A 23293-nucleotide genomic window follows, 5' to 3' on the forward strand; every position below is an offset into this window, starting at 1 on the left:
TACTGTCAGGTAGCTTTTTGTGTAAGGGCAACTACCCACACCTGAGCTTAGTCCGTGATTCGGGTTTGGTCACCGAATAAGCTATAATCGCCGGTTTTCATGTGGCCCCACAACGCATCGACCAAGGCGCTTATCCAAGGCACTGACCATGATTGTATTTGACCAGGTACAGAAGTCGTACCAGGTAGGCGGCCGGGCAATCCCCGCGCTGCACCCTACCAGTATGACCATCGAAACCGGCGAGGTATTCGGCATCGTCGGCCACTCCGGCGCGGGTAAATCCACCCTGATCCGGCTGATCAACAAACTTGAGCCAGCCACCGGCGGCCGAATCCTGATTGATGACGAAGACATCACCCGCTATTCCTCCGCGGATCTGCGCGCGTTTCGCCGCAAAGTCGGCATGATCTTCCAGCACTTCAACCTGCTGTCCTCAAAAACCGTGGCGGACAACATCGCCTTCCCGATGAAACTGGCGGGCATCTACTCGAAGCCGGAAATCCGCAGCCGGGTTGAAGAACTGCTGGCCAGAGTCAGTCTGAGTGAACACGCAAATAAATACCCGTCGCAGCTCTCCGGCGGCCAGAAACAGCGTGTCGGTATTGCCCGTGCCCTGGCGTGTCGGCCCACCATCCTGCTGTGTGACGAAGCCACCAGCGCCCTGGACCCGCAAACCACCCAGTCGGTGCTGAAACTTCTGGCAGACATCAACAAAGAACTCGGCCTGACCATCGTACTGATTACCCACGAAATGGACGTAGTGCGCCGGGTGTGCGACCGGGTAGCCGTGATGGACGCCGGCCGCGTGGTGGAAATGGGCCCGGTCAGCAAAGTGTTCCTGCACCCGCAGCACCCCACCACCCGGGATTTCGTGTTTGAAAGCGAAAGTGTGGACCGGGACGAACTGCAGGAAGACCTGCAAAAAGCCGAAGGCCGTATCCTGCGCCTGACCTTCAAGGGCGAATCCACCTACAAACCCCTGCTGGGCAGCGTCGCCCGCCAGTCGGGCGTGGATTTCAGCATATTGTCGGGCCGGATTGACCACATCAAAGACACACCCTACGGCCAGCTCACCCTGTCACTGGTAGGGGGCGACCTGGACGTTGCCATGCGGGCGCTGGAAGCCGCCGATGTTCACGTGGAGGTGGTGCGCTGATGGAAGCTCTCATGGAAAACCTGATGGGCAATGTAGACTGGCTGGAAATCGGTGTGGCCAGCTGGGACACCCTGGTAATGGTTGGCATGTCGTTGCTGTTCAGCATCATCATCGGCCTGCCCATTGGCGTACTGCTGTTCCTGTTCGGCAAACGCCAGCTGCTCGAACAGCCGGTGGCTTACGCGGTTCTGTCCTTTGTGGTGAACGTGCTGCGCTCTGTACCGTTTATCATCTTGCTGATCGTTATGATCCCGTTCACCGTCATGCTCATCGGCACATCGCTGGGTGTAGCCGGCGCCATCCCGCCGCTGGTCGCCGGCGGTGCTCCCTTCTTCGCCCGCCTGGTGGAAACCTCCCTGCGCGAAGTCGACCGCGGCATCATCGAAGCCACCCAGGCCATGGGCGCTAACATCCGCCAGATCATCTTCGGTGCCTTGCTGCCGGAAGCACTTCCGGGCATCATCGCAGGCATAACTGTGACAGCCATCACGCTGGTGTCCTACGCGGCGATGTCGGGTGTTATCGGTGGCGGCGGTCTGGGCGACCTGGCCATTCGTTTCGGTTACCAGCGCTTCCAGACCGACGTAATGGTGATTACCGTCGCTTTGCTGGTGATCTTCGTACAACTGTTGCAGATGGCGGGTGACCGCCTGGTGCTGTATTTCAGCCGTAAATAATCGGACGTACAGACCGGATGAAAGGAACCAGTCCGGCATAGGCGCACGAGTGGCAGCGGCCTCCCGAAAATCTGGAGCGCCAGGGATGGCGCGACGAAGCCCTACAGGGATGTATTTACGGGCGTTTTTCGGGAGGCCGCTGCCATTCGGGAGCCGTACTCCAGAACAAGATGACGTCGCAAAATTGATGATCCACAGGAGAACGCAAAAATGAACTTCAAGAAAACCCTGGTAGCCATCGCTGCCGTAGCAACCTTCTCCACTGCCGCTGTCGCAGAAAAACTGTCAGTAGCTGCCACTCCCGTACCTCACGCGGAACTGCTGGAATTCGTAAAACCGACTCTGGCCGAGCAAGGTGTGGAGCTGGATGTGAAAGTCTTCACCGACTACGTACAGCCGAACATCCAGGTTGACCAGAAGCGGATGGACGCCAACTTCTTCCAGCACCAGCCGTACCTGGATGAATTCAACGACGGCCGTGGCACCAGCCTGGTCACCGTAGCCGGCATCCACGTTGAGCCCTTCGGCGCCTACTCCACCAAAATCAAATCCCTCGACGAGCTGGAAGACGGGGGCGTCGTAGCCATCCCCAACGACCCCACCAACGGCGGACGTGCGTTGTTGCTGCTGCAAAAGGCTGGCCTGATTACTCTGAAAGACGAAAGCAAGATCACGGCTACCCCGCGTGACATTGCTGACAACCCCAAGAACCTGGACTTCAAAGAACTCGAAGCCGCAACCCTGCCCCGCATCCTGAACCAGGTGGACGTTGCCCTGATCAACACCAACTACGCGCTGGAAGCCGGCCTGAACCCGTCTGAAGACGCTCTGATCATCGAAGGTTCTGAGTCGCCCTACGTAAACATCCTGGTTGCCCGCCCGGACAACAAAGACAGCGACGCCATGCAGAAACTGGCGAACGCACTGAAGTCCGACGCGGTAAAAGACTTCATCATGGAGAAGTACGAAGGCGCCGTGGTACCGGCATTCTGAAACCACGCCCTGGCTAACCCCATGAATGAAAAAGGACAGGTGAAAACCTGTCCTTTTTTTATGCACCTTATTGGCCGAAATGACGTAGATGATGTCAGCAGTGTCATGTGCCTGCCTGGTTAAAAAAGGTACAAGTGTTCGCCGAAGTTGATAAAAAGCAATAACAACAGTTCGGAGAACACACTATGTTACGAATGAAACCCCATCGAAGTCGCGGTGGCGCCGCGGCTTTGGCACTCTCCTGCATGCTGGCATTTACCGGAACACAGGCGTACGCCAGTGATACCCGGGATGTGATCTATGTTGGCAACAATTGGGAAGGCATGATCGACGTGGTCGATGCCGAAACCTACATGCACCTGGGCCGCATCAACGGCATCCCGGACAAGCGCAAGCGGATGATGGAAATCCTGTTCAATCCGGTGCGCCTGGTTCTGTTCAAGGCCGTGCGCTATCTGATCGGCGAAGGTAACGACCAGTTCGTGGATGACATGTACAGCACCCAGGATGGCAAGCTGCTGATCGTGTCGCGCCCCAGCTTTGCCGATGTGGTCGCCATTGAAACGGAAACAGGAAAGATTGCCTGGCGCTTCCAGGTAGAGGGTTACCGCTCAGACCACATGGCCATCTCCCCGGATGGTACCCAGGTGGCGGTGTCGGCATCGACCGGCAACGTGGTACACGTTCTGGATGTGAACACCGGCCAGGAAATCGGCCAGTTCCCCACCGGCAACTCCCCTCACGAGAACGTCTACTCCAAGGATGGCAGCAAGATTTACCACGCCAGCATTGGTCACGTGTTTACCCCGCTGGACAAGAACCTGATGGATTTTACCAAGGGTGAGCGGCGGTTCCAGGTGGTGGATGCCAACTCGTTGGAAATCATCGAGCAGTTCGACTTCGCGGATAAACTCAAAGCGGCCGGTTATCACAGGCTGAGCCCGGCTATCCGGCCCATGGCGCATTCACCTGACGAACGCTTCTTCTACTTCCAGCTGTCCTTCCTGCATGGCTTTGTCGAGTACGACATGGAGGAAGGTGTGGTGACTCGCCTGGCGCAGTTACCGAACCTGGTGCCTGACATGCCGCGGGAGCTCTACATCAACGATTCCGCCCACCACGGTATCGCCATGAACGGTCGGGGCGACACCCTGTGTGTGGCCGGCACCATGAGCGACTATGTGGCGATTGTGGACAAGGACACCTTCAGCTACCAGGTGCTGACTGGCCTGGGTGAGAAGCCTTACTGGGTTACCACCAACAAGGCGGGCGACCGTTGCTATGTGTCCTGGAGCGGCACCGATCAGATGTCCGTGATTGATATCGATACCGCTTCAGAGATTGCCCGGGTTGATGTGGGCGACCATCCGCAGAGGATTCGGGAAGGTGTGGTGCCAGCCAACTGGTAACCGGCACGCATCTGAGTGGTAAGCCAGACCAACAAGGGCAGGTTGAACCTGCCCTTGTTGTTATTCGCCTTTAACCTCTGGTGATCAATCACCACTCCAGTTGGCCTTCGGGTCTGGCGTCATCCGCAAGTAAGACTTAACGGCTTTATAGCCCTTCGGAAAGCGCTTCTTGATTTCGTCTTCATCCTGCAACGACGGTACGATGACCACATCACCGCCCCGCTCCCAGTTACCCGGTGTCGCGACTTTGTGTTCGTCGGTCAGCTGCAGCGAGTCGATCACCCGAAGCACTTCGTTGAAGTTGCGACCGGTGGAAGCCGGATAGGTAATCATCAGCCGCACCTTTTTGTTCGGATCAATAACGAACAGTGACCGAACGGTCAGGCTGCTGTCGGCATTGGGGTGAATCATGTCGTACAGTTCGGAAACCTTGCGGTCGTGATCGGCAAGGATCGGGAAGTTGACCGCACAGCCCTGGGTTTCGTTGATGTCTTTGATCCACTCATGGTGGGAATCAACGGGATCAACACTCAGCGCAATGGCTTTCACATTTCGCTTGGCGAACTCCTCTTTCAGCTTTGCTGTCAGGCCCAGCTCCGTGGTGCACACCGGGGTGAAGTCCGCAGGGTGTGAGAACAGAACGCCCCAGCCGTCGCCCAGCCACTCGTGGAAACGGATGGTACCTTCGCTGGAATCCTGTTCGAAGTCCGGTGCGGTATCTCCAAGACGCAGACTCATAGTTACTCTCCTTTCGCTCGGTTTTCGGGTGACTCAGTTGTCATCGGGCGCAACCTTTGCGCCATCGCTGATCTGTTACTTTATGCCCAAAGCTTTCTGCTTATCAAAGTAGTCTTTGGTAAGCCGGAATACGACCGGGCTGAGCAGAAGCAGTGCGATCAGGTTGGGCAGGGCCATCATCGCATTCAGGGTGTCGGCCACCAGCCAGATAAAGCCCAGGTTTACCGTAGCACCCAACGGAATGGCAAGAACCCAGACGATCCGGTAAGGCACTATTGCCTTTACGCCGAACAGAAACTCGATGCTGCGCTCACCATAGAACGACCAGCCGATAATGGTGGTGAAAGCAAAAATGGCCAGAGCAATGGCGACCACGTAGTTGCCAAAGCCGGGCAGGCCGGTTTCAAAGGCGAGAGACGTGAGCGCAGCGCCGGTTTCACCGGAAGTCCACACGCCGGAGGTGATAATCACCAGGCCGGTAATGCTGCACACAATGATGGTATCAATGAAGGTGCCCAGCATGGCAACCATGCCTTGCCTGACCGGATCTTTGGTCTGGGCCGCGGCGTGCGCGATGGGCGCGGACCCAAGGCCGGCTTCGTTGGAAAAAATACCCCGGGCCACACCATAACGGATGGCTGCCCAGACCGCAGCGCCGGCAAAACCGCCTTCTGCCGCGGACGGACTGAAGGCGTAGCTGAAGATCTTGCTGAAGGCTTCGGGGATCTCATTGGCATTGATGGCCAGTACGACCAGCCCGATCAGCACGTAGGACACGGCCATGAAGGGTACCAGGGCGCTGGCCACCTGACCGATCCGTTTAATACCGCCAACCAGTACCAGACCAACCAGCACCATCAGGGCCAGGCCGGTGGCCCAGTGGGGGATGCTGAAATTCACCTCCAATACGTCGGCCACCGAGTTGGCCTGAACGGTATTACCGATGCCGAATGCGGCGATGGACGCGAACAGCGCGAACAGCACGCCCAGCCAGGCCCATTTGCTGCCCAAACCGTTGCGAATGTAGTACATCGGGCCGCCCACGTGATTACCGCGCTCGTCGACCTCCCGGAAACGAACGGCCAGAACGGCTTCAGAGTACTTGGTGGCCATGCCCACCAGGGCTGTCAGCCACATCCAGAATAATGCGCCGGGGCCACCCAGGAATACGGCGGTTGCCACTCCGGCAATATTACCGGTTCCCACGGTCGCTGAAAGTGCGGTCATCAGGGCCTGGAACGGGGGAATGTCGCCGTCATCATCGCCGCCGCGGGCGCGGCCGTTCCACATCAGACGGAAACCGGCGCCCAGTTTCATGATCGGCATCAACTTCAGGCCAAGACTTAGAAAGAGCCCCACGCCCAGAATCATGACCAGCATGGGTGGTCCCCAGGCCAGGCCATTGATTTCACTGACAAAAGTAGAAATAGCTTCCATGGAATCTCCCGGCGTTCGCCACGGATCGGTTGTACACGCTTTGCCATTAACGGCATAACTTGTTGAGTTTAGTCGAAAATTTTCACCTGTAAACCGTTTGCGGGATGACGTTTCCCATTTGCCGGCCGATTGCCTATGGTTAAAGTGTCCGGGCGCGCTGTTCGGAATGGGCTTAATCGACTACATGGGAGTTGCCGATGCATACACTGAAGATCTCTGAAGTGATGTGGAACCACATTGAACCGATCCGCTGCGGAACCCCTTTGACCAAAGTGGTACATGCTCTGCTGAGCAATCACGTGAGCGGGTTGCCGGTGGTAGACGACCAGCGCCGGGTACTGGGGTTTGTGTCTGAACAGGATTGCATTCATGCCTTGCTGGTGAGCAATTATCACGGTGAAGGCGATCCGAACGTTGACGATGTGATGTTTCACAAACCGGTGACGGTTTCGCCAGACATGTCTTTGGTGGATCTGGCCCAGAATCTGGGGGCTGGTAAGCCGAAAGTGTATCCAGTGGTTGATCATGGGAAACTGGTGGGTATTGTTACCCGCGCGGCTATTTTGTCCCAGCTGGCAAAGGCCGGGCAAACCATGGAACGGTCCCGCTTTGCGGATGCTGAGGACTGAAGCACCACTCAATTTCCAAAGTCACTGACAGGAACACTATGGAACTGTTATCCACCAATATCTGTTTCGAGGGCGAGCATCGGCGCTATCGCCATGCCTCCGCCACACTGCAATGCGATATGGAGTTTGCGGTCTTTCTGCCGCCCGCCGCTCTGGGCGAGAAAGCCCAGCCGGTTCCCGCGTTGTACTGGTTGTCGGGCCTGACCTGTACCGATCAGAATTTCATGCAGAAAGCCGGGGCCCAAAAGCTCGCGGCGAAGCTCGGCCTGGCCATAGTTTGCCCGGACACCAGTCCTCGCGGCCTGAATCTGCCCGGTGAAGATGAAAGCTACGACTTCGGCACTGGCGCCGGCTTTTACCTCAACGCAACGGAGCAGCCCTGGGCGCCTCACTACCGCATGCACGATTATGTGGTGAAAGAGCTGCCACAACTGGTCGAGAGCGAATTGCCGCTCAGCGCTGAACGAGCCATCAGCGGGCACTCCATGGGTGGCCATGGTGCGTTGATCTGTGCCTTGAAGAACCCGGGGGTTTATCAATCGGTGTCGGCGTTTGCGCCGATTGCCAACCCTATGGCTTGTCCCTGGGGCCAAAAGGCGTTTACCGGTTATCTGGGGCCTGACCAACAAGCCTGGGAAGCCTGGGATGCCACCCGGCTCATCCCGACCGCCAAAGAGCGCTTACCGCTCTTGGTTGACCAGGGCACGTCCGATGAATTCCTGGAGAGCCAGCTGAACCCGGAAGCGCTGGCAGAGGTGTGCGAGACGTTCCATCATCACATCACCCTGCGCATGCACCGGGGCTATGATCACAGCTACTTTTTCATTGCTTCGTTCATTGATGATCATCTGCACCACCATGCCCGGGCGCTGGGCCTGGTCTGACGCAAAACCGGTCAGTTACGGAATCCCCACATCAGACTGAAATCCATGGATGGCATCACCTCGGGTTCTTCCGGCCGGGTGATGCCGTATTCAGGCTGGCTGGTGTCGCGCTCGAAAGTGCCGTTGTAGCGGTTGCCCCGGGGGCCAATGATGGCTTTGACAAACGGGCCCCGGGTGCGCACGGCCCGTTTGGTGACCACGCCTACCTCGTTGTTGTCCAGCCGCACCAGAATGCCGGGTGGATAGTCGCCAAGCACCTCCAGCAATGATCGCGGAATCGCCGGCCGGAACTTGCCGTCACTGAGGGTGACAATCAGCTTGCGGGCTTCGGTGATGGTCATCCGGCTGCGGTAGGCGCGTTTGGTAATCATCGCAATGTACCGCTCTGACAGCGCCAGAATCTCCGCTTCGGGCAGAATGTCCGAGCCGGCCAGGCCGCCCGGATACCCTGAACCATCGTACTGCTCGTGGTGCTGGGCAATGATGCGTAGCAGCAGCTTGTTGGTAATGCCGGCCGCTTGCAGCGCCTGAATGGCGCGCAGTGGGTGTTTGCGGATCACCGCCCGCTGATCACTGGTCAGTACATGGTTTGATGCATTCAGCTGGTCTGCAACGGGCACCAGAGCCAGGTTTGCAGTGAGCGCCGAGGCGGTCAGAACGCTGGCCCGCTTCCGTTCCAGCCCGAACTGTTGAGCAATAAAGTGGCACAGAATCCCGTAAAACAGAATCTGCTCGTAGATATTGGGGTTGATGGAATACAGGTGAACCAGCGCCAGCGCGGCATCCGGGGCTTGCTCACAGGTGCGCTCCAGCATTCGGGTAAGGCCCAGCAGCCGCTTCTGTGCGGTGGGGTCTTCAGAGGTAATGGCGTTGAGAGTGGCTTCAAGTGTGGCCAGCAGGTCGGCGTAGTCCGCAAATGGGTTGCAGGGGCGCAGGTCTTCCTCAAGCTGCTCCTTCGGCCGACCTATGTTTCGGGGCTTGAACTTGCCGCGCTCGTACAACTGCTCGAGCTGAGTGTTGGTCTGGATTACGTAGCCCTGGCGCAACAGCACGTTACCCTCGGCGTCGAAAACGTCCCAGGGCAGTGGCCGGCCAATGGTGAGTGCGCCGGGGGCGATGCGTATTAAATCAGACAAAATCAGGGTTCCTGAATACAGCTTTAAACAACAAGTGTAACCGCCAACCTTCTAGGATCGCCAGCCGTAAGGTACAAGCGAACGCGCCTGCCTGACATGGCTATTCACACATCGCGGCATAGTACTGGAACGCCTGTTTGATGTGATCACGGATCTGCTGATCGTCCCAGGGCTTGGTCAAAAACTTGTAGATGGCGCCCTGATTGATGGCCTCGGTCACGGATTTCAGGTCGGTGTAACCCGACAGCACGATGCGTACGGTATCTGGGTGAATGGCTTTTACCTGGCTGAGGAAATCGGTGCCGGACATCTCAGGCATGCGCTGGTCGGAAATAATAACCTGAACCTTGTGCTCGGCGAGCAGGCTGAACGCCTCTCGGACGCTGGTGGTCGACAGAATGCGGTAGCCATCCTTGCGCAGCACACGGGTAAGGGCTCGAAGGATATTGGCCTCGTCATCCAGCAAAAGCAGTGTTTTCTCACCATTCTCCGGCGCGTGTCCGGCAGGGTCGCGACTGCGCCCATGAAGGTTCATGTACTCCAGAAGATTGGCATAGGGCATAGGCCGTGCAAAGGCAAAACCCTGCAGCAGGTCACATTGGTGACGGCGCAAGAAGGCTGCGTGGGCTTCTGTTTCTACACCTTCAGCGACCACTTCCAGGGACAGGTGGTGGGCCATGGAAATCACGCCCTGGGTGATGGCAGCGTCGCTTCTATTCTGAATAACGTCCTTGATGAACGACCGGTCTATTTTGATCTTGTTGGCAGGCATCAGCTTGATGTAGCTGAGGCTTGAAAACCCGGTGCCAAAATCGTCGATGGCAATACGAACGCCCAGATCCCGAAGCTCGTAGAGTGTTTTAATGACCTGGTCGGTGTCATACAACACCGCCGACTCGACCACTTCAAGCTCCAACGCATTCGGGGCCAGGCCGGAGGCTTGCAGTGCTTCCTGAACGACCTCGACAAAACCGGCTTTTCGGATCTGAACCGGCGATACATTGACCGCCACGCTGCAGTCCCGAAAGCCGGCCGCATGCAACCTCACCAGATCCCGGCAAGCCTGATTCAGTACCCATACACCGAGTGGGATTATCTGGCCGGTGTCTTCCGCAAGAGGAATGAAATCGCCCGGTGACACCAGCCCCTGTTCCGGGTGCTCCCAGCGCACCAGCGCTTCTACCGATTTGGCCTGGCCGGTTCGGGCATCAATCAGGGGTTGATAGAACAGCGTCAGGGCTTCGTTGTCGATGGCATCCTGCAGCTGGTTGCGCAGTTTTACCCGGTGATTGGCTTCGGTGTTCAGTTTTTCTGAGAACCACTGCCAGGTGTTGCGGCCCAGCTGTTTGGCCTGGTACATGGCCAGGTCTGCCTGCTGAATCAGCTCTGCGGGTTCGTTGATACTGCCGTCAGTGGTGGTAATGCCGATGCTGGCGGTCAGGTGCAGGTTCTCAGTGCCGATTTGGTAGGGCACCGAGAGAGTCTGGATCACTTGATCTACCACCAGCTGGGCGTCCCGGCTGTCGGCGAGATCCGCCAGTGCAATGACAAATTCATCGCCGCTCACTCGCGCAACCGTGTCACCGGCGCGAACCAGCGCTCTCAGCCGTTCGGCAGCCTCGATCAGAATCAGGTCACCGGTGCGGTGGCCAAGGGAGTCGTTAATCAGCTTGAAGCCGTCCAGATCGATAAACAACAGGCCGACGTGGCGGTTGTAACGGATGGCAAATTTGCAGGCCTGCAGCAGCCGGTCTTCCAGCAAAGCGCGGTTGGGCAGGTGGGTCAGCACATCGTGGCTGGAGTTATAAGCAAGTTGGTTTTCGATGGATTTGCGTTCTGAAATATCGTTTAACACGCCGACAAAATGGCTGGTTTCATTATTGTCATTGCGTATGGGCGACAGATACAGGTCGTTCCAGAATGGCGTGCCGTCTTTTCGGTAGTTGCGAAGTACCACGGATACGTCTTCGCCATTGGCGATGCCTTTCCGAATCTGGCCCAGGGCCTGTTCATTGGTGAGGTCGAAGTCATCCCCCTGCAGGAAGCGGCAGTTTCTGCCCAGAGCCTCGTCCTTGCTGTAGCCCGTAATGCGCTCAAACGTCGGGTTCACGTAAACCAGAGGCATATCTTGTGCCACAGCATCGGCCACCACGATACCGTTTGAGCTGGACTCAATGCAGCGTTTCAGCAGCTTTAGCTGGCGATTGTTGGCGATTTGAGCCGTTCGGTCGGTGAGCGTGTAAAGTGCGAGTCTGTTCTGATTGATCGTAATGTCTTCAGAGGCCACTTCCACAATCAGGGCGAGTCCGGTAGTTGTCCGGTGGCTCTCCAGCCTGGCACCGGGCTGCAGTACGATGCCCTCGTTGTCCGGCGCGGAATTGGAACCGGAGGCGCGCAGGTCTGCAATGGTCAGGCTTGCAAGTTCCCGGCTATCGATGCCGTAGAGTTTGCGTGCCGCCTCGTTAAAGGCGCTGATCTGTTCGCTCTCCGGGTTGGCCAGGCACATGGGGGTAGGGTTGCTTTCGAACAACAACCGGTACTGGGCTTCGCTGCTGGCCAGGGTTTCTGTGGCAGCGGCGCGGTCGATGGCGTAGCGGATGCTGCGCATCAGAACATGGCCATCAAGGCGGCCCTTGACAAGGTAATCCGCTGCACCGAGCTCAACCGCCCTGGCATCCAGCTCGGCGTCTCCCTGGCCGGTCAGGAGAATAAACGGCGTGGTGATGCCCTCGGCCTGAGCTTGTTGAATCAGATCGAGCCCTGAATCCGGCCCAAGGCGCAGATCGATCAGCGCGATGTCCACCATGTTTTCCCGGAGTGCTGCCAATCCGTCGTCGAGGTTGTCTCGCCAGGTCAAACGTGTACTGACCGGGCTGACTTCCTCAAGAAGATCCCGAGTAATCAGGTAGTCGTCTTCGTCATCCTCAATCAGCAGGACACGTAGAATCGGATCAGTCATGGTTACCTTCCGGTTGATTCGGTTGCCGGTCACTCCAGTAGGGTTTCAGAGACTCCACGATGTTCAGCAGCTCTGTGTACCGGGCCGGTTTGACAATAAAGTCATTCGCGCCGTTGGCGAGGCAATAGCTTTTGTCTTCATCGTTTCTGGAGGTTGTGAGCACGACGGTGGGCAGCGTGTTCAGCTCTGGATTGGCGCGTATCTCGAGCAGTGATTGCCGCCCGTCTTTCAAGGGCATGTTGAGGTCGAGAAGCAGTAAATCCGGCATGGGGCAGTCAGCCGGCACGGATGCTTCACCCTGCGCCTTTAGCCACGTCATCAGCTCAACGCCATTGGCGACAAAGCACAACTGGCACTCGTTACACCGTTCGGCGAAGGCGTCGCGGATCATCAGTTGATCATCCGGGTCGTCGTCTGCGATGAGTATGATCGGTGGTTTCAGTGGCTGAGCCATACAGTCTTTATCCCTAGCTCTGTCTGAGCCGGATCCGGAACGTAGTTCCTTCGCCGGGTGTGCTGTTTACGGTAACCGTCGCGCCGTGGCGGTCGAGAATCTTTTTGACGATGGCCATGCCAATACCTGTGCCGGGGTAACCCTCTTTCTGGTGCAGCCGCTGGAACGGGTGGAACAGTTTTTCGGCATAGCGCTCATCAAAGCCAATGCCATTGTCGCTGACCGCCAGTGTCCAGTGCTCTTTGGTGATGTCTTCCGCCGTTACCCGTATTTCCGGCGGGCGGTCGGGGGCGTGAAACTTGATGGCGTTGCTCAACAGGTTTTGAAGCACCTGTCGCAGCTGGGTGGCATCACCCCAGGTTGTTGGCAACTCACCGGCATGGATCCGCGCCTGTTCGCGGCTGATGCTGGTTTCCATATCCTGTAACACCTCGCCAAGGATAGCTCCGGTATCACAGACCTTCATGGATTTGGCCTGTGTGGTTACCCGCGAAAAGGTCAGCAAATCTTCAATCAGATTCTGCATGCGGCCAGCAGCCGACTGCATACGCTTCAGGTAATCTTTCTCCTGCTCATCGAATTTGTCCGAGCGGGTGATTAACCGGTCCGAGAAGGCCTGTATTTTTCGCAACGGCTCCTGAAGGTCGTGGGAGGCAACGAATGCGAAGTCTTGCAGTTCCCGGTTACTGCGCTCGAGCTCTGCCATGGTGGCGTCGAGTTGTGCCTGGGCCTGCTTCCGTTCGTTGATGCTCCGGTAATAGACAGCTAGGCCTTCGTCAGAGGGATAGGCACTGATGTCCAACCACAAATCAAGGGGTGCGTAATGGGCTTCAAAGGACACCGAATTGCCGGTTGCCATGGCGTAACGGTAGTTGGTTTCAAATTCTGTACCTACAGCGGCAGGAAACATATCCCACACGTTGTTGCCCAGTAGTTCATCTCGGGATTTTTGCAGAAGCTCTTCCGACCGGCGATTTACATAGGTGAGGTTCCACTCCCGATCCAAAGTAAAGAAGGCATCGGTAATGCTTTCGAAGATGGTGGCTTGTCTTTCCGCGTAGCGCCGAATCTGTTCGATGGCTTGTCGGGAAGCGGTAATGTCCTGGAAAGCCCCCTGCAGCTTGGCAATCTTGCCGTCCTGGCCTTTGACGGCATGGCCGATGGCCCTTACCCAGCGCTGACGACCTTTGACGGTTCGGATCTGCAGTTCTTCATCAAACGGTATGCCGGTATCTATGCAGGTCTGTACCGCCTGGGTAATGACCTCGCGGTACTCGGGCAGGTAAAAATTGATAGCCTCTTCTACATCCGGTGCATGCCCCGGTGGCATGTCGTGGATGGCACAGACGGCATCCGACCAGATAGACTTTCCGGTGCTGACATCGACCACCCAACCGCCGATCATGGCCACTCTCTCCGCCATCTTCAGCAGCGCTTCGTTTTCTCTCAGCTTCTGCTCAATCAGGCGCTGTTCCGTGGTGTCCCTGGCGACCACGTAGATCAGGTCGTCGGCGCTGAGAATGGCGTTGATATTGAGCCAATGCTCGGTGCCGCTGGCATCCAGAACCCGGATCAGAAGCTCCGTGACATCGTGGCCTTCGGTCAGGGACTGAACGGCAGCGGTCACGAGAGGCCGGTCCTCTTCATGAACCAGGCCCATGTAGGAGGTGCCGAGAAGTGCTTCCCGTGAATAGCCCAGGGTATCCACAAAGGTGTTGTTCATTTCGAAGAAGTAGCTGTTCAAGTCGACAATGCAGAACATGTCCGGTGACAGCGAGAAGAACTGGTCACGCTCCCGGGTCAGGGTTTCGGCCATCAGTTCGTTAGTGATGTCACGGCCGACACAGAACAGGGCGTTGTCTTCCCGAGACCATTCGGCGGTCCAGGAGACGGTGACAATCTGGCCGTCGCGGTGGCGCAGGCGGGTGCGGAAGCCGGAAGACATTTCCTGCTCGCCAAGCAGCAGGTTACGCACCTCCTCTTCGGTGGCGGCCCGGTCTTCCTGGGTGAGCAGTATGTCGTAGTGCTGGCCCTGAAGTTCCTCCGGGCGATACCCCAGTATTCCCTCACAGGCAGGGCTGATTCGGAGGAACACCCCTTCGCGGCTGATGGAACACAGAATATCCCGGGAAAATTCCAGAATGCGCTCATTGGTGTACCGCAGCGCCCGCTCCTGGGCCAGGTGAAAATTGAGTGCGCTGTTTACCTGCTCCAGAGACCCGGAGCGCTTTTCGGACTCCCGCCAAAGCAGATGGCTGAGCATCACCAGAAAGCTCAGTCCGAGGCCACTGAACAGAGCCAGTGGTGGCAAATAGAGCTCGCCGGGCAGCAGTTTTCCCCTGGGAATGCTGATCTGAAGGCGCCACTGGTTATCGTGATGGGTATCGATGTGGCGTGATAACAGCACCAGGGGATTGTCTGTCGAAACGGAACTGAACAGTGGCTGTCCGTAGGCTGTTATGTGAATGCCGAGGTTGGTGTCGATGTGGCGGGTCAGGTCCTGATACAGGTAGGTCAGGTCGACAATGGCCAGGACAAACCAGGTGGAACCTGCTGTGGGTACAAACGGTACAGCAATGCCGGCCAGAGCATGATTGTTTGTGGCTGCGACCAACGGCCTGCCCAGGTGCGGGTCACCGGATTCTGCAACGTGTGTCATCCATTCCGCATACTCCGCCTCCCGCAAAAAATGATGGAACCAGAACCGATCCTCGATGCTTCTTGCTTCGGTAATCACCGGGCGGTGTTTGGGGTCCAGAACTGAAATGAGCTGCAGCTCGGGAAAGTCTCGAAGGTAACTGCTCACTTCTTGTTGCCAAATGGCGCCACCGGGAACGCTTTGCAGTGACTCCCAGCGTTGCGCCAGACGTTGGATCAGTGACATTTTTGTGCTGTAAGCGGAAACGGTGGAGGACTCAATCTGGTCAGCCAGCGTGTTCGCCTGATCCAGCAAGTAGTTGTTGTGCTGTATTCGTAAAATATGCCAACTGACGGTGGTAATGAGAATGCCAACAGCGCCTACGGCAATCAGCCCCTTGTAAGACACCTCGGCATCCAGCTGGTAAACCCGGTTCAGGAAAGGCAGTGTCAGGCTGGTCAGTATCACCAGAGGGCTGACGAAACCGGTGGATTCAACAATGCTGCCCAGGCTGAACGTTTCCAGAGCCGGGTACCAGGTAGACAGAAGCGACAGCAGCCCGGCCGTGAAACAGAGCGCAGCGGCAGGGAGGGTGACCAACCTGCTGTGTCGCAAGTGCGCCGCCGCGAGAACGCTGGCGGCCATCAGACCTGTGACGATCAGCAGCTGGTAGTTAATGGCAAACAAGCGGGCAGGTTCTGCGCCTGCCATGGCCGGCAACAGCGCTAACGCCACACCGGTAACCATGGTGGCCAGTGGCAGCGGGGTCGCGAGCCAGCGGATTCGGAAGGCAATGGCCAGCAGGCTGGCACTGATCAGTATCGCCAACAGCCCGCCTCCAGGCCGCAGGCTCAGCCGTCCGGCCGCGTCCGGGTTTATGGTCGCGGCATCATAAACAATCACCAGGCCGACGGTGCCCAGGGATATGGCCAGGGCCAGCACGGCACAGAGCCAGAAAACTCCGGTGTTGTGAGAGTTAACCATTAAGCACCTGCGGCCCGAGCAATCTCAGAATTTCTTCCGGGGTGGTCAGGCCATCCCTCAGCTTTTCCAGGCTGTCATCCAGCAGCACCCGCATGCCCTGATTCCTGGCCAGGGTTTCAATTTGCAGGGCACTGGCGCCTTCGGTGATCGCAGCGCGCAGTTGTTCGTCGACGGTAAGGACTTCATGGATAGCCACCCGGCCCTTATAGCCTTTGTGGCATTGGTCACAGCCTTTGCCACGGTAGAAGGTGAGTTCTGCATCGATGAACTGTCGGCCGAGCTGCTCCAGCACCTCGACGGGGGCCGGCACTTCTTCCCGGCAGTGGTTGCAAATTCGCCTCACCAGGCGTTGGGCGATGATGGCTTCCAGGGCGGAGGCCACCACATAGGGCTTGAGCCCCAGGTCGAGTAACCGCGCGACGGTGGCGGATGCCGAGCTGGTGTGCAGAGTGGAATACACCAGGTGTCCGGTCATGGCTGCGTGGAAGGCAACATCGGCGGTTTCCTGGTCCCGTATTTCGCCCAGCAGGATAACGTCCGGGTCCTGCCGCAGTATGGCTCGCAGTATGCTGGCAAAGTTCAGGCCGATGCGGTCCTTCACGGGCACCTGGCCCGCCATGTCGACGTGGAACTCCACCGGGTCTTCGATGGTCACGTAGTTGCGCTCGGAGCTGGCGTTATGTTGCAGCAGCGCATACAGGGTCGTGGTTTTGCCGCTGCCTGTAGGGCCAGTGGCGAGAATGATGCCCTGGGGCTGGGCAACCACATGCATCAGTCGCTTCAGGTTGTGGGTTGATAACCCGAGATCTTCCAGGGATTGAGCGGATGACTGCCGTTCGAGAACCCGCATCACCACTTTTTCGCCATTGATGGTGGGCAGGGTGGATATCCGCAAATCCACGATACGCATCGGCGTTTTTACCGTGATCCGGCCATCCTGGGGCCTGCGGCGCTCGGTAATGTCCATTTCGGCCATCACCTTGATGCGGGAAACCACCGACATCAACAGGTTGGTCGGTATCTGGATTTTGTCTTGCAGCACGCCGTCAATCCGGTAGCGAACCACCAGTGACTTGGTGCGGGGGTGAACGTGTATGTCGCTGGCGCCCAGTCGCAGGGCTTCCAGGATGATGGCGTTGACCAGGCGAATGGCGGGCGGTTCTTCCGAACTGCCGAGTAATTGTTCAAGGGATTCCTGATCGCCGTCGTCGTCGAGAACAATTTCGACACCCTCGTAAGGGTCGTCAGTGCCTACTTTGGTGGCGATGTCATCCAGATCGCTGGTTTCGCCAAAAAGTTCCGTCAGTTTGGCCTGCATCTGGGAGGTTTCACAGAGCAGCGGGTGAATGGTGTAGCCGGTCATGAACCCGAGCTCGTCAATCAGGTTCACGTCCATCGGATCCACCATGGCTAGGCGCAGGCGCTGGCCTTGCACGCGCATGGGAAGTACCAGCTGTCGAGTGCAGATTTTTTGGGGGATCAGCGACAGCACGCTGGGGTCGGCCTGGAACTCTCGCAGATCGACATCTTCGAACATCATGTCGTCACGGAGCAGTTCAAACACTTTACGGAACTCGACCCAGTCGTACTTCAGCAGGGTGCGAATCACCGGGCTCTTCTTGCTCTGCATTTCCCGGTGCAGCTGCTGAATCTGCTGGGCATTCAGCCAGCCTTTTTTGTGCAGCATGATGGCAAGCTGGCTGCGGTTAGTGGCCGTCAGCTTGCTGATGGTTTCCAGATCCTTGCTCTGCTTTTTGGTTTGCTGTTCGAGGGCCCGGGTGCGCTGAATCAGTTCGTACTGCTCCAGTGCCAGCGCAATGGTGAGGCGGATGTCGTCGTCGTTCCAGGGCTTGAGAATAAAGCGGTATACCGCACCATCGCGGATGGAGCCCATTACGGCATCGGTATTCGCATGGCCGGTCAGCATGATACGAATGGTCTGAGGCCAACGCTCCCGCACCTCACTCAGCAGCTCGCTGCCGTTCATGCCGGGCATCATGAAGTCCGTCATGATCAATTCGACCGGCTGCTTTTCCATAATGGTCAGCGCTTCTTTGCCGTTTTGGGCGAACAGCAACTCGTAGTTTTCCCGCTGGAAGACCCGCCGCAGCGAGGCCAGTATGTTTGGCTCGTCGTCTACCAGCAGCAGCCGGTAGGGCGCTTTTTTCTGGTCTGCGGTGGCGCCGGCCTCGGGGGCGCCGGCTTCTTTACCGTAGAACAGTGACGCGTAACGTTTTGCCATCAAACTTCCTTAGTTAATCGGTAAGGTCATCAGCACGCGAGTGCCGGTGCCTTCGCGGGAGTCGAGCTGAAGCCGGCCACCATGTGCTCGGGCGGTGTCCAGGGCAACGGTGAGACCCAGGCCCGTGCCGGAGCCAATCGGACGGCTGGTAAAAAAGGCGTCGAACACCTTGGGCCGTTGGTCTTCCGGGATGCCGCTGCCGTTGTCCTGGATGACGATGTGAATGTCTCCCTGCTGGATCAGGGTTTTGACCAGAATGCGGCCGGGGCCCTTGTCCGGCTCGGCATCCCGAATGGCCTGGGCCGCGTTATCCAACAGGTTGAAAAACGTTTGCGACAGCTTTGATGGATGCCCGGAAACCTCCGGCACGTTCTCAAGCCGTTCGACGATTTCAAGGCCGTGGCTGTATTCGGTCTGGACCAGGTGAATGGCGCTGGTCAGCAAACTGTTGATGTTGCAGCGGGTGTAGTCAGCCTGATCGATGCTGGAGAAGGTTTTGAGATCGGAAACAATGCTGGCGATGCGTTTGGCGCCGTCAATGGATTCCGCGAGCAGATCGTTGAAATCGGCCATCAGGTCCTGGTTGGCAGGGGTCTCCGGAAGTACTTCCGCCAGATCTTTCACGTACTCCCGGGCCACCCGCAGATTGCTGCTGATGAAGCCAATGGGGTTATTGATCTCGTGGGCGACACCCGCGGCCAGCTGGCCAACCGAACGCAGGCGTGCGCTTTCGTAGAGTTCCTGCTGAGTTTGCTTGATCACGCTGACCTGTTCATCCACCTGTTGCTGCAGCTGATCGGACAGGGCCCGGTAGCGGGCTTCAGACGCCTTCAGGGCCTCATTCTGTCGCTGCAGTTCGGCGTAGCCTGCTTCGGTGGCATCGTGGTGTAGGTTGGCGGCCAGTCGGTATTTGGCGACGAACATCATCAGGAAGCCCACCATGTCGGCTGCCGCTTGACGCTCCTGCTCATGTTCACCGCCGCTAAGCCAGCCGACAGTTTCCAGGTTGAACTCCACCGGCACGGCATCGGCTCCGGGGCGGCTTGCGCCCAGGGCTATCGGTTTAGCACACAGGTCACTCAGGCAGCGGTTCAGCCGGTCGAGCTGGTCGTTGCTCAGGAGATCATTGAGCGTTGGGTCGTCTTCGAAATTACGCACCGGACGCCTCCGGGTTGTTGCGGCTGAGCCTCTCCACAAACTGTTGCCGGCTGATGTCATGATCGGTGGCAAGCCGGAACTCGTCATCGATCACCGTGTACAGCCGGTCCAGCAGTATCCGGAAGGTTTCGATCACCCCGTCACCCTTTAAAGCCGCTGCCATGACCAGCGGTGACCAGGGGGTGCCTGCCCAGCGTGTTTGAAGTTCCTCTTCCGGCACCACGCCGGGTATGTCCCGTTTGTTGAACTGCACCACCATGGGCAGGGTATCGATATCCAGGCCGACCTTTTCCAGGTTCTCCTCCAGGTTGCCGAACGCGGTGGCGTTGTTGTCTTGCTGTGAGGGCTGGGAGTCGGCCACGAACACCACGCCGTCGGCGCGGGACAACACCGCTTTGCGGGTGCTGTCGTGCTGAACCTGACCGGGCACGGTATACAGTTTCAGGCGCAGGTCGAGGCCGGAACTGCCGCGCAGACCAATGGGCAGCATGTCGAAAAACAGCGTTCGGTCATCCCGGGTTTCCAGCACCATCAATTCGCCCTTGCGCTCGGGATTGAGCAGGGAATGCAGCTGCATCAGGTTGGTGGTCTTGCCGCTCAGGGCGGGGCCGTAGAACACCACTTTCAGTGCAAGCTTGTTGTCGTCCGGGCTGAAGTCAGGCATTGGATCTCACTTGGTTCAGTCGTCACTCAGAAGCACGGAGCCATCGGCATCGCGCTGTACCCGGGTGATGCCCGGATTGTCGGCTTCCAGCCTCAACAGTTCGTCCTCCCTGGCTTTGATCAGTGCCCGCTGGGCGTCGTTCTCTTCCCGCAGGCGCTGGTTTTCTTTGTGCAGCTGGTACAGATCGATGGCGGACTTGAGGGCAGCAACCACCTCGTAATCGTCCCAGGGCTTGGACAGATACCGGTACACTTCGGCCTGGTTGATGGCTTTGATCATGGATTCGCGATCGCCGTAGGCGCTGAGCACCAGTCGAATGGCGTGGGGCTGCTTCTGTTTGGCAAACTGCAGATAGGTAACGCCATCGGCAGTGGGCATCTGGTAATCGGAGACAATGACCGCGTATTCGTGCTCCAGCAGGCCACTCAGGGCATCTTCTACCTTGCTGTAGGTATCTATCTGCCAGCCCTGGGGTTTCAGCAACCGCCGCAGGCTGTTCAGGATGTTCGGTTCGTCGTCTACCAGCTGAATTCTGATCATGCCGGGTTCTCCGTTTCGTCGTCGTCCGGTCGGTGTACATACAGAGTGTAGCGGTGTCCGTCGGGCTCGCCTTTTTCGAAGGCAGCGAGCTTGTCGATCAGCATGGCGGTCATTTCCTTGCCTTCGTTCAGCAAAAGCATGCCGGAGGCCGCGTAGAGGTTTTTGGCCAGTACCATGCCGGGCTTCAGGCGCAGGGTGTCGAGGATCATGATGGACGGGTCTTCGTGATCGACGTCCGGCGCCAGCTCAATCAGCATTTCAATAAAGCGGTCGGTCAGCTCCGGGTCGTAGAGCCTGTCCCGGTAACGCTTGAGCAGTTTGATGGCGTTGTCCCGGTTGACCTTGCGCTCCAGGATCAGGCCGAACTGGAGCTCGATAAAGTCCACGGCCAGTTTGAGAATGCGAGATTCCAAGGGAATCTCGCTGCCTTCCAGACGCTCGGGCACGCCGTAACCGTTCCATTTCTCCTGATGATGCCGAATGATCTTCGCGGTGTCTTTCAGGGGTTCCAGGGCCATCAGGATCTGTTCGCCGGCTACAGGGTATTTCAGGTATTCCAGGCGTTGATCCTTGCTGAGCAGGTCAGAGGGGGCCATAAACAAATCGTCTGGCCAGCTCAGCTTGCCCAGGTTGTACAGGGCCGCTGCCATGGCCAGGTTGCGGATTTGCTCGGCGTTCAGGCCGATAAACTCGCCGAACACCTTGACCAGAGTGATGACCTTGGCGTTGGGTTGCCGGTTGGCGGGCAGGCGTTTGTTGATGAGGGATGAAAACACCTCGGTGGTGGTCACGTAGCTCTGGCTCAGTTCCTTGTAGGCGAGGTCGAGCATGTCTGCGGTTTCTTTCAGCTCTTCCGTGCGTTCGCGAACTTTGTCTTCCAGGCTGACGTTCAGATCCTGCAGCTCTTTGTTCTGCTTGCGGGTGAGTTTCTCAAGGGCCAGCCGGCGTCGTTCTGAATACTGGAATGCCAGAGCCTGACGAATGATCAGGCGCAGCTCGTCGTCATCCCAGGGCTTGCTGATGTAACGATAGATCTGACCATCGTTGATGGCTTTGACGGTGGACGTAATATCGGCGTAGCCGGTGAGCAGGATCCGGATGCACCAGGGGTATTTGCGGCGAATTTCTGCCAGCAAGGTGGGGCCGTCCATGCCGGGCATGCGGGCATCGGAAATCACCAGGTCGAATTTGTCCGCAGCCATGGCTTCCAGCGCTTCTTCCCCGGAATGGGCAATGGTCAGCTGCCAGGGCTCCTGCCGTAACACGCGCTTCAGGCTGCGGAGGATGTTTTCTTCATCATCCACCAACAGCAGCCTGGCGTTTGCAGGCGAGCCCTCCTGGGCGGTGCCGGATTGGGGGGTGGAGTCAGCCATGGTTGTCCGGGTCCGGTTGGGTTACGGGCAGCGTTATTCTGAAACGGGTGCCTTGCCCAGGCGTGCTGCTGGCCTCAATCTTGCCGTTGTGTTTTTCGACGATGTTGAACGACAGTGAAAGCCCAAGCCCGGTACCCTTGCCGATAGGTTTGGTGGTAAAGAAAGGCTCGAAGATGCGGTTGAGGTGCTCTTCGGAAATGCCTTTGCCGGTGTCCTCCACCTCTATCTCCACGTTGCCGTTGGTGTGGCGCGTGCGAACCGTGATCTTCCCAAACTCTTCGATGGCGTGGGCCGCGTTCACCAGCAGGTTCATGATCACCTGATTGAGCTGGGACATGATGCACTCGATCTCTGGCAGCTCACCGAACTCGCGGATCACTTCGGCTTTGTACTTCAGCTCGTTGTTGACCACATTGAGGGTGGTTTCGATGCCTCGGTGCAGGTCGGCCAGTTTGAACTCCTCATCCTCGATGTATGAAAAGTCCTTCATGGCGGAAATAATGGTTTTGACCCGCTCGATACCTTCTCTGGATTCTGCCAGCAGGTCTTTCAGATCGTCGCGAAGGTAGTCGTAGTCAATGTTCTGTTTGATCAGCCGCAGGTCTTCCAGAGATTTTGCGGAATCGACCGCATCGGTCAGCCGGAACAGGTCGGTGAGGTAACTCTCCAGGCTTTGCAGGTTGGAATAGACATAGCCCACCGGGTTGTTGATCTCGTGGGCGACACCGGCGGCTAACTGGCCGATGGCCGCGAGCTTCTCCGACTGCAGCAGCTGCCGGTTGGCTTGCTCGAGCTTCGCGTTCAGGGCTTCCTGGTCGGCATTGGTAGGAGCAGCATGTGTCATAGCGGTACCTGCAGGTGCGCGGACTGGGCAGTCGTTGTTGTATTTGTACCGTCCGGTATCGGCCGGACCGGGCAAGCCTGTAAATTCAAATAATTTTGATCTGGAACAAGTATAGACTCGTAGAATTCAGGTTTCGGTTAATTTTGGTATCTGTTCAAGGGGCTTAAGTTATTAATTCCATATGGATTATGTGGATATTGCCTTTCCGCTTGATTGCAATTTACTCATAAGTCTCTGTTTGGCCTGCATCGAGTGTCGTGGCCCTGTTTTGTGATGAGCCTCACAAAACTGTGTCTTCCCATGCAGAATTGTTAAGAATCGTAGCGCCTTAGCGACCGGACCATGAGCTTGCGCTATTCTCGTACGCTAAATAAGACT

18 protein-coding genes are annotated in these 23293 nt (G+C 57.5%); 6 read left to right on the forward strand and 12 right to left on the reverse strand.

Annotated elements, in window-relative coordinates; all coding sequences use genetic code 11:
* Nucleotides 1-148: 148 nt before the first annotated feature.
* The 4 genes from QPL95_RS05870 to QPL95_RS05885 all read left to right on the forward strand — a co-directional run bounded on the left by QPL95_RS05870 (nucleotide 149) and on the right by QPL95_RS05885 (nucleotide 4235).
* Complete coding sequence (locus QPL95_RS05870) at nucleotides 149-1156, forward strand: methionine ABC transporter ATP-binding protein (RefSeq protein WP_303290071.1); 1008 nt, start codon at nucleotides 149-151, stop codon at nucleotides 1154-1156.
* Nucleotides 1156-1833, forward strand: coding sequence for a methionine ABC transporter permease (locus QPL95_RS05875; RefSeq protein WP_303290072.1), 678 nt, complete (start codon nucleotides 1156-1158; stop codon nucleotides 1831-1833). Before QPL95_RS05870 ends, QPL95_RS05875 begins: the two co-directional genes overlap by 1 nt.
* A gap of 210 nt (nucleotides 1834-2043) precedes the next feature.
* A complete protein-coding gene (locus tag QPL95_RS05880) occupies nucleotides 2044-2826 on the forward strand; it encodes a MetQ/NlpA family ABC transporter substrate-binding protein (RefSeq protein ID WP_303290073.1) in 783 nt (260 codons plus the stop codon).
* A gap of 185 nt (nucleotides 2827-3011) precedes the next feature.
* The gene (locus QPL95_RS05885) at nucleotides 3012-4235 is read left to right on the forward strand and encodes a YncE family protein (RefSeq protein ID WP_303290074.1); all 1224 of its coding nucleotides are present in this window, start codon (nucleotides 3012-3014) and stop codon (nucleotides 4233-4235) included.
* A gap of 84 nt (nucleotides 4236-4319) precedes the next feature.
* Here the strand turns inward: QPL95_RS05885 and QPL95_RS05890 are convergent, their stop codons facing one another.
* Together QPL95_RS05890 and QPL95_RS05895 are read right to left on the reverse strand one after the other, a co-directional pair.
* On the reverse strand, nucleotides 4320-4973 hold the full coding sequence (locus QPL95_RS05890; RefSeq protein WP_303290075.1) for a peroxiredoxin: 654 nt from the start codon (nucleotides 4971-4973) through the stop codon (nucleotides 4320-4322).
* 75 nt (nucleotides 4974-5048) lie between these two features.
* On the reverse strand, nucleotides 5049-6410 hold the full coding sequence (locus tag QPL95_RS05895; protein WP_303290076.1) for a sodium:alanine symporter family protein: 1362 nt from the start codon (nucleotides 6408-6410) through the stop codon (nucleotides 5049-5051).
* 197 nt (nucleotides 6411-6607) lie between these two features.
* On the opposite strand from QPL95_RS05895, the gene QPL95_RS05900 reads away from it, so the two are divergent.
* Both QPL95_RS05900 and fghA read left to right on the forward strand, forming a co-directional pair.
* Nucleotides 6608-7039: a CBS domain-containing protein gene (locus QPL95_RS05900; protein ID WP_303290077.1), complete on the forward strand. Its 432-nt coding sequence runs from the start codon at nucleotides 6608-6610 to the stop codon at nucleotides 7037-7039.
* Nucleotides 7040-7077: 38 nt separating this feature from the next.
* Complete coding sequence (gene fghA / locus QPL95_RS05905; RefSeq protein ID WP_303290078.1) at nucleotides 7078-7923, forward strand: S-formylglutathione hydrolase; 846 nt, start codon at nucleotides 7078-7080, stop codon at nucleotides 7921-7923.
* An 11-nt stretch (nucleotides 7924-7934) separates the two neighbouring features.
* On the opposite strand, the gene QPL95_RS05910 is transcribed toward fghA, so the two are convergent.
* The 10 genes from QPL95_RS05910 to QPL95_RS05955 form a co-directional block, all read right to left on the reverse strand.
* Nucleotides 7935-9059, reverse strand: a complete 1125-nt coding sequence (locus QPL95_RS05910; protein WP_303290079.1) for an HD-GYP domain-containing protein — start codon at nucleotides 9057-9059, stop codon at nucleotides 7935-7937.
* Nucleotides 9060-9159: 100 nt separating this feature from the next.
* Entirely contained in the window at nucleotides 9160-12018 is a 2859-nt protein-coding gene (locus QPL95_RS05915; protein WP_303290080.1) for an EAL domain-containing protein, read from the reverse strand.
* Nucleotides 12011-12472: a response regulator gene (locus QPL95_RS05920; protein WP_303290081.1), complete on the reverse strand. Its 462-nt coding sequence runs from the start codon at nucleotides 12470-12472 to the stop codon at nucleotides 12011-12013. The genes QPL95_RS05915 and QPL95_RS05920 overlap by 8 nt, the downstream gene beginning before the upstream one ends.
* 13 nt (nucleotides 12473-12485) lie before the next feature.
* Nucleotides 12486-16094, reverse strand: coding sequence for a PAS domain S-box protein (locus QPL95_RS05925; RefSeq protein WP_303290082.1), 3609 nt, complete (start codon nucleotides 16092-16094; stop codon nucleotides 12486-12488).
* The gene (locus QPL95_RS05930) at nucleotides 16087-18336 is read right to left on the reverse strand and encodes an ATPase, T2SS/T4P/T4SS family (protein ID WP_303290083.1); all 2250 of its coding nucleotides are present in this window, start codon (nucleotides 18334-18336) and stop codon (nucleotides 16087-16089) included. Before QPL95_RS05930 ends, QPL95_RS05925 begins: the two co-directional genes overlap by 8 nt.
* A 9-nt stretch (nucleotides 18337-18345) precedes the next feature.
* Nucleotides 18346-19494, reverse strand: coding sequence for a sensor histidine kinase (locus QPL95_RS05935; RefSeq protein WP_303290084.1), 1149 nt, complete (start codon nucleotides 19492-19494; stop codon nucleotides 18346-18348).
* Nucleotides 19487-20158 (reverse strand): ATP/GTP-binding protein, encoded by a 672-nt coding sequence (locus QPL95_RS05940; RefSeq protein ID WP_303290085.1) that lies wholly within the window; start codon nucleotides 20156-20158, stop codon nucleotides 19487-19489. Before QPL95_RS05940 ends, QPL95_RS05935 begins: the two co-directional genes overlap by 8 nt.
* Before the next feature lie 15 nt (nucleotides 20159-20173).
* Nucleotides 20174-20698 carry a response regulator gene (locus QPL95_RS05945; RefSeq protein ID WP_303290086.1) on the reverse strand — a complete coding sequence of 175 codons (525 nt, stop codon included), beginning with the start codon at nucleotides 20696-20698 and terminating at the stop codon, nucleotides 20174-20176.
* Nucleotides 20695-22071, reverse strand: coding sequence for an HD domain-containing phosphohydrolase (locus tag QPL95_RS05950; RefSeq protein ID WP_303290087.1), 1377 nt, complete (start codon nucleotides 22069-22071; stop codon nucleotides 20695-20697). Before QPL95_RS05950 ends, QPL95_RS05945 begins: the two co-directional genes overlap by 4 nt.
* Nucleotides 22064-22915: an ATP-binding protein gene (locus tag QPL95_RS05955; protein ID WP_303290088.1), complete on the reverse strand. Its 852-nt coding sequence runs from the start codon at nucleotides 22913-22915 to the stop codon at nucleotides 22064-22066. The genes QPL95_RS05950 and QPL95_RS05955 overlap by 8 nt, the downstream gene beginning before the upstream one ends.
* Nucleotides 22916-23293: the final 378 nt, after the last annotated feature.

Origin of the sequence: Marinobacter sp. SS5-14b, assembly GCF_030541005.1 — a bacterium.
Classification (GTDB): domain Bacteria; phylum Pseudomonadota; class Gammaproteobacteria; order Pseudomonadales; family Oleiphilaceae; genus Marinobacter.

Bases quoted from the DNA above. Each gene is read 5' to 3' on its own strand.
- QPL95_RS05890 (WP_303290075.1), bottom strand. From the start codon at position 4,973: ATGAGTCTGCGTCTTGGAGATACCGCACCGGACTTCGAACAGGATTCC.
- QPL95_RS05930 (WP_303290083.1), bottom strand. From the start codon at position 18,336: ATGGCAAAACGTTACGCGTCACTGTTCTACGGTAAAGAAGCCGGCGCC.
- QPL95_RS05885 (WP_303290074.1), top strand. From the start codon at position 3,012: ATGTTACGAATGAAACCCCATCGAAGTCGCGGTGGCGCCGCGGCTTTG.
- QPL95_RS05870 (WP_303290071.1), top strand. From the start codon at position 149: ATGATTGTATTTGACCAGGTACAGAAGTCGTACCAGGTAGGCGGCCGG.
- QPL95_RS05875 (WP_303290072.1), top strand. From the start codon at position 1,156: ATGGAAGCTCTCATGGAAAACCTGATGGGCAATGTAGACTGGCTGGAA.
- QPL95_RS05925 (WP_303290082.1), bottom strand. From the start codon at position 16,094: ATGGTTAACTCTCACAACACCGGAGTTTTCTGGCTCTGTGCCGTGCTG.
- QPL95_RS05955 (WP_303290088.1), bottom strand. From the start codon at position 22,915: ATGACACATGCTGCTCCTACCAATGCCGACCAGGAAGCCCTGAACGCG.
- QPL95_RS05895 (WP_303290076.1), bottom strand. From the start codon at position 6,410: ATGGAAGCTATTTCTACTTTTGTCAGTGAAATCAATGGCCTGGCCTGG.
- QPL95_RS05945 (WP_303290086.1), bottom strand. From the start codon at position 20,698: ATGATCAGAATTCAGCTGGTAGACGACGAACCGAACATCCTGAACAGC.
- QPL95_RS05940 (WP_303290085.1), bottom strand. From the start codon at position 20,158: ATGCCTGACTTCAGCCCGGACGACAACAAGCTTGCACTGAAAGTGGTG.
- QPL95_RS05920 (WP_303290081.1), bottom strand. From the start codon at position 12,472: ATGGCTCAGCCACTGAAACCACCGATCATACTCATCGCAGACGACGAC.
- QPL95_RS05880 (WP_303290073.1), top strand. From the start codon at position 2,044: ATGAACTTCAAGAAAACCCTGGTAGCCATCGCTGCCGTAGCAACCTTC.
- QPL95_RS05950 (WP_303290087.1), bottom strand. From the start codon at position 22,071: ATGGCTGACTCCACCCCCCAATCCGGCACCGCCCAGGAGGGCTCGCCT.
- fghA (WP_303290078.1), top strand. From the start codon at position 7,078: ATGGAACTGTTATCCACCAATATCTGTTTCGAGGGCGAGCATCGGCGC.
- QPL95_RS05900 (WP_303290077.1), top strand. From the start codon at position 6,608: ATGCATACACTGAAGATCTCTGAAGTGATGTGGAACCACATTGAACCG.
- QPL95_RS05915 (WP_303290080.1), bottom strand. From the start codon at position 12,018: ATGACTGATCCGATTCTACGTGTCCTGCTGATTGAGGATGACGAAGAC.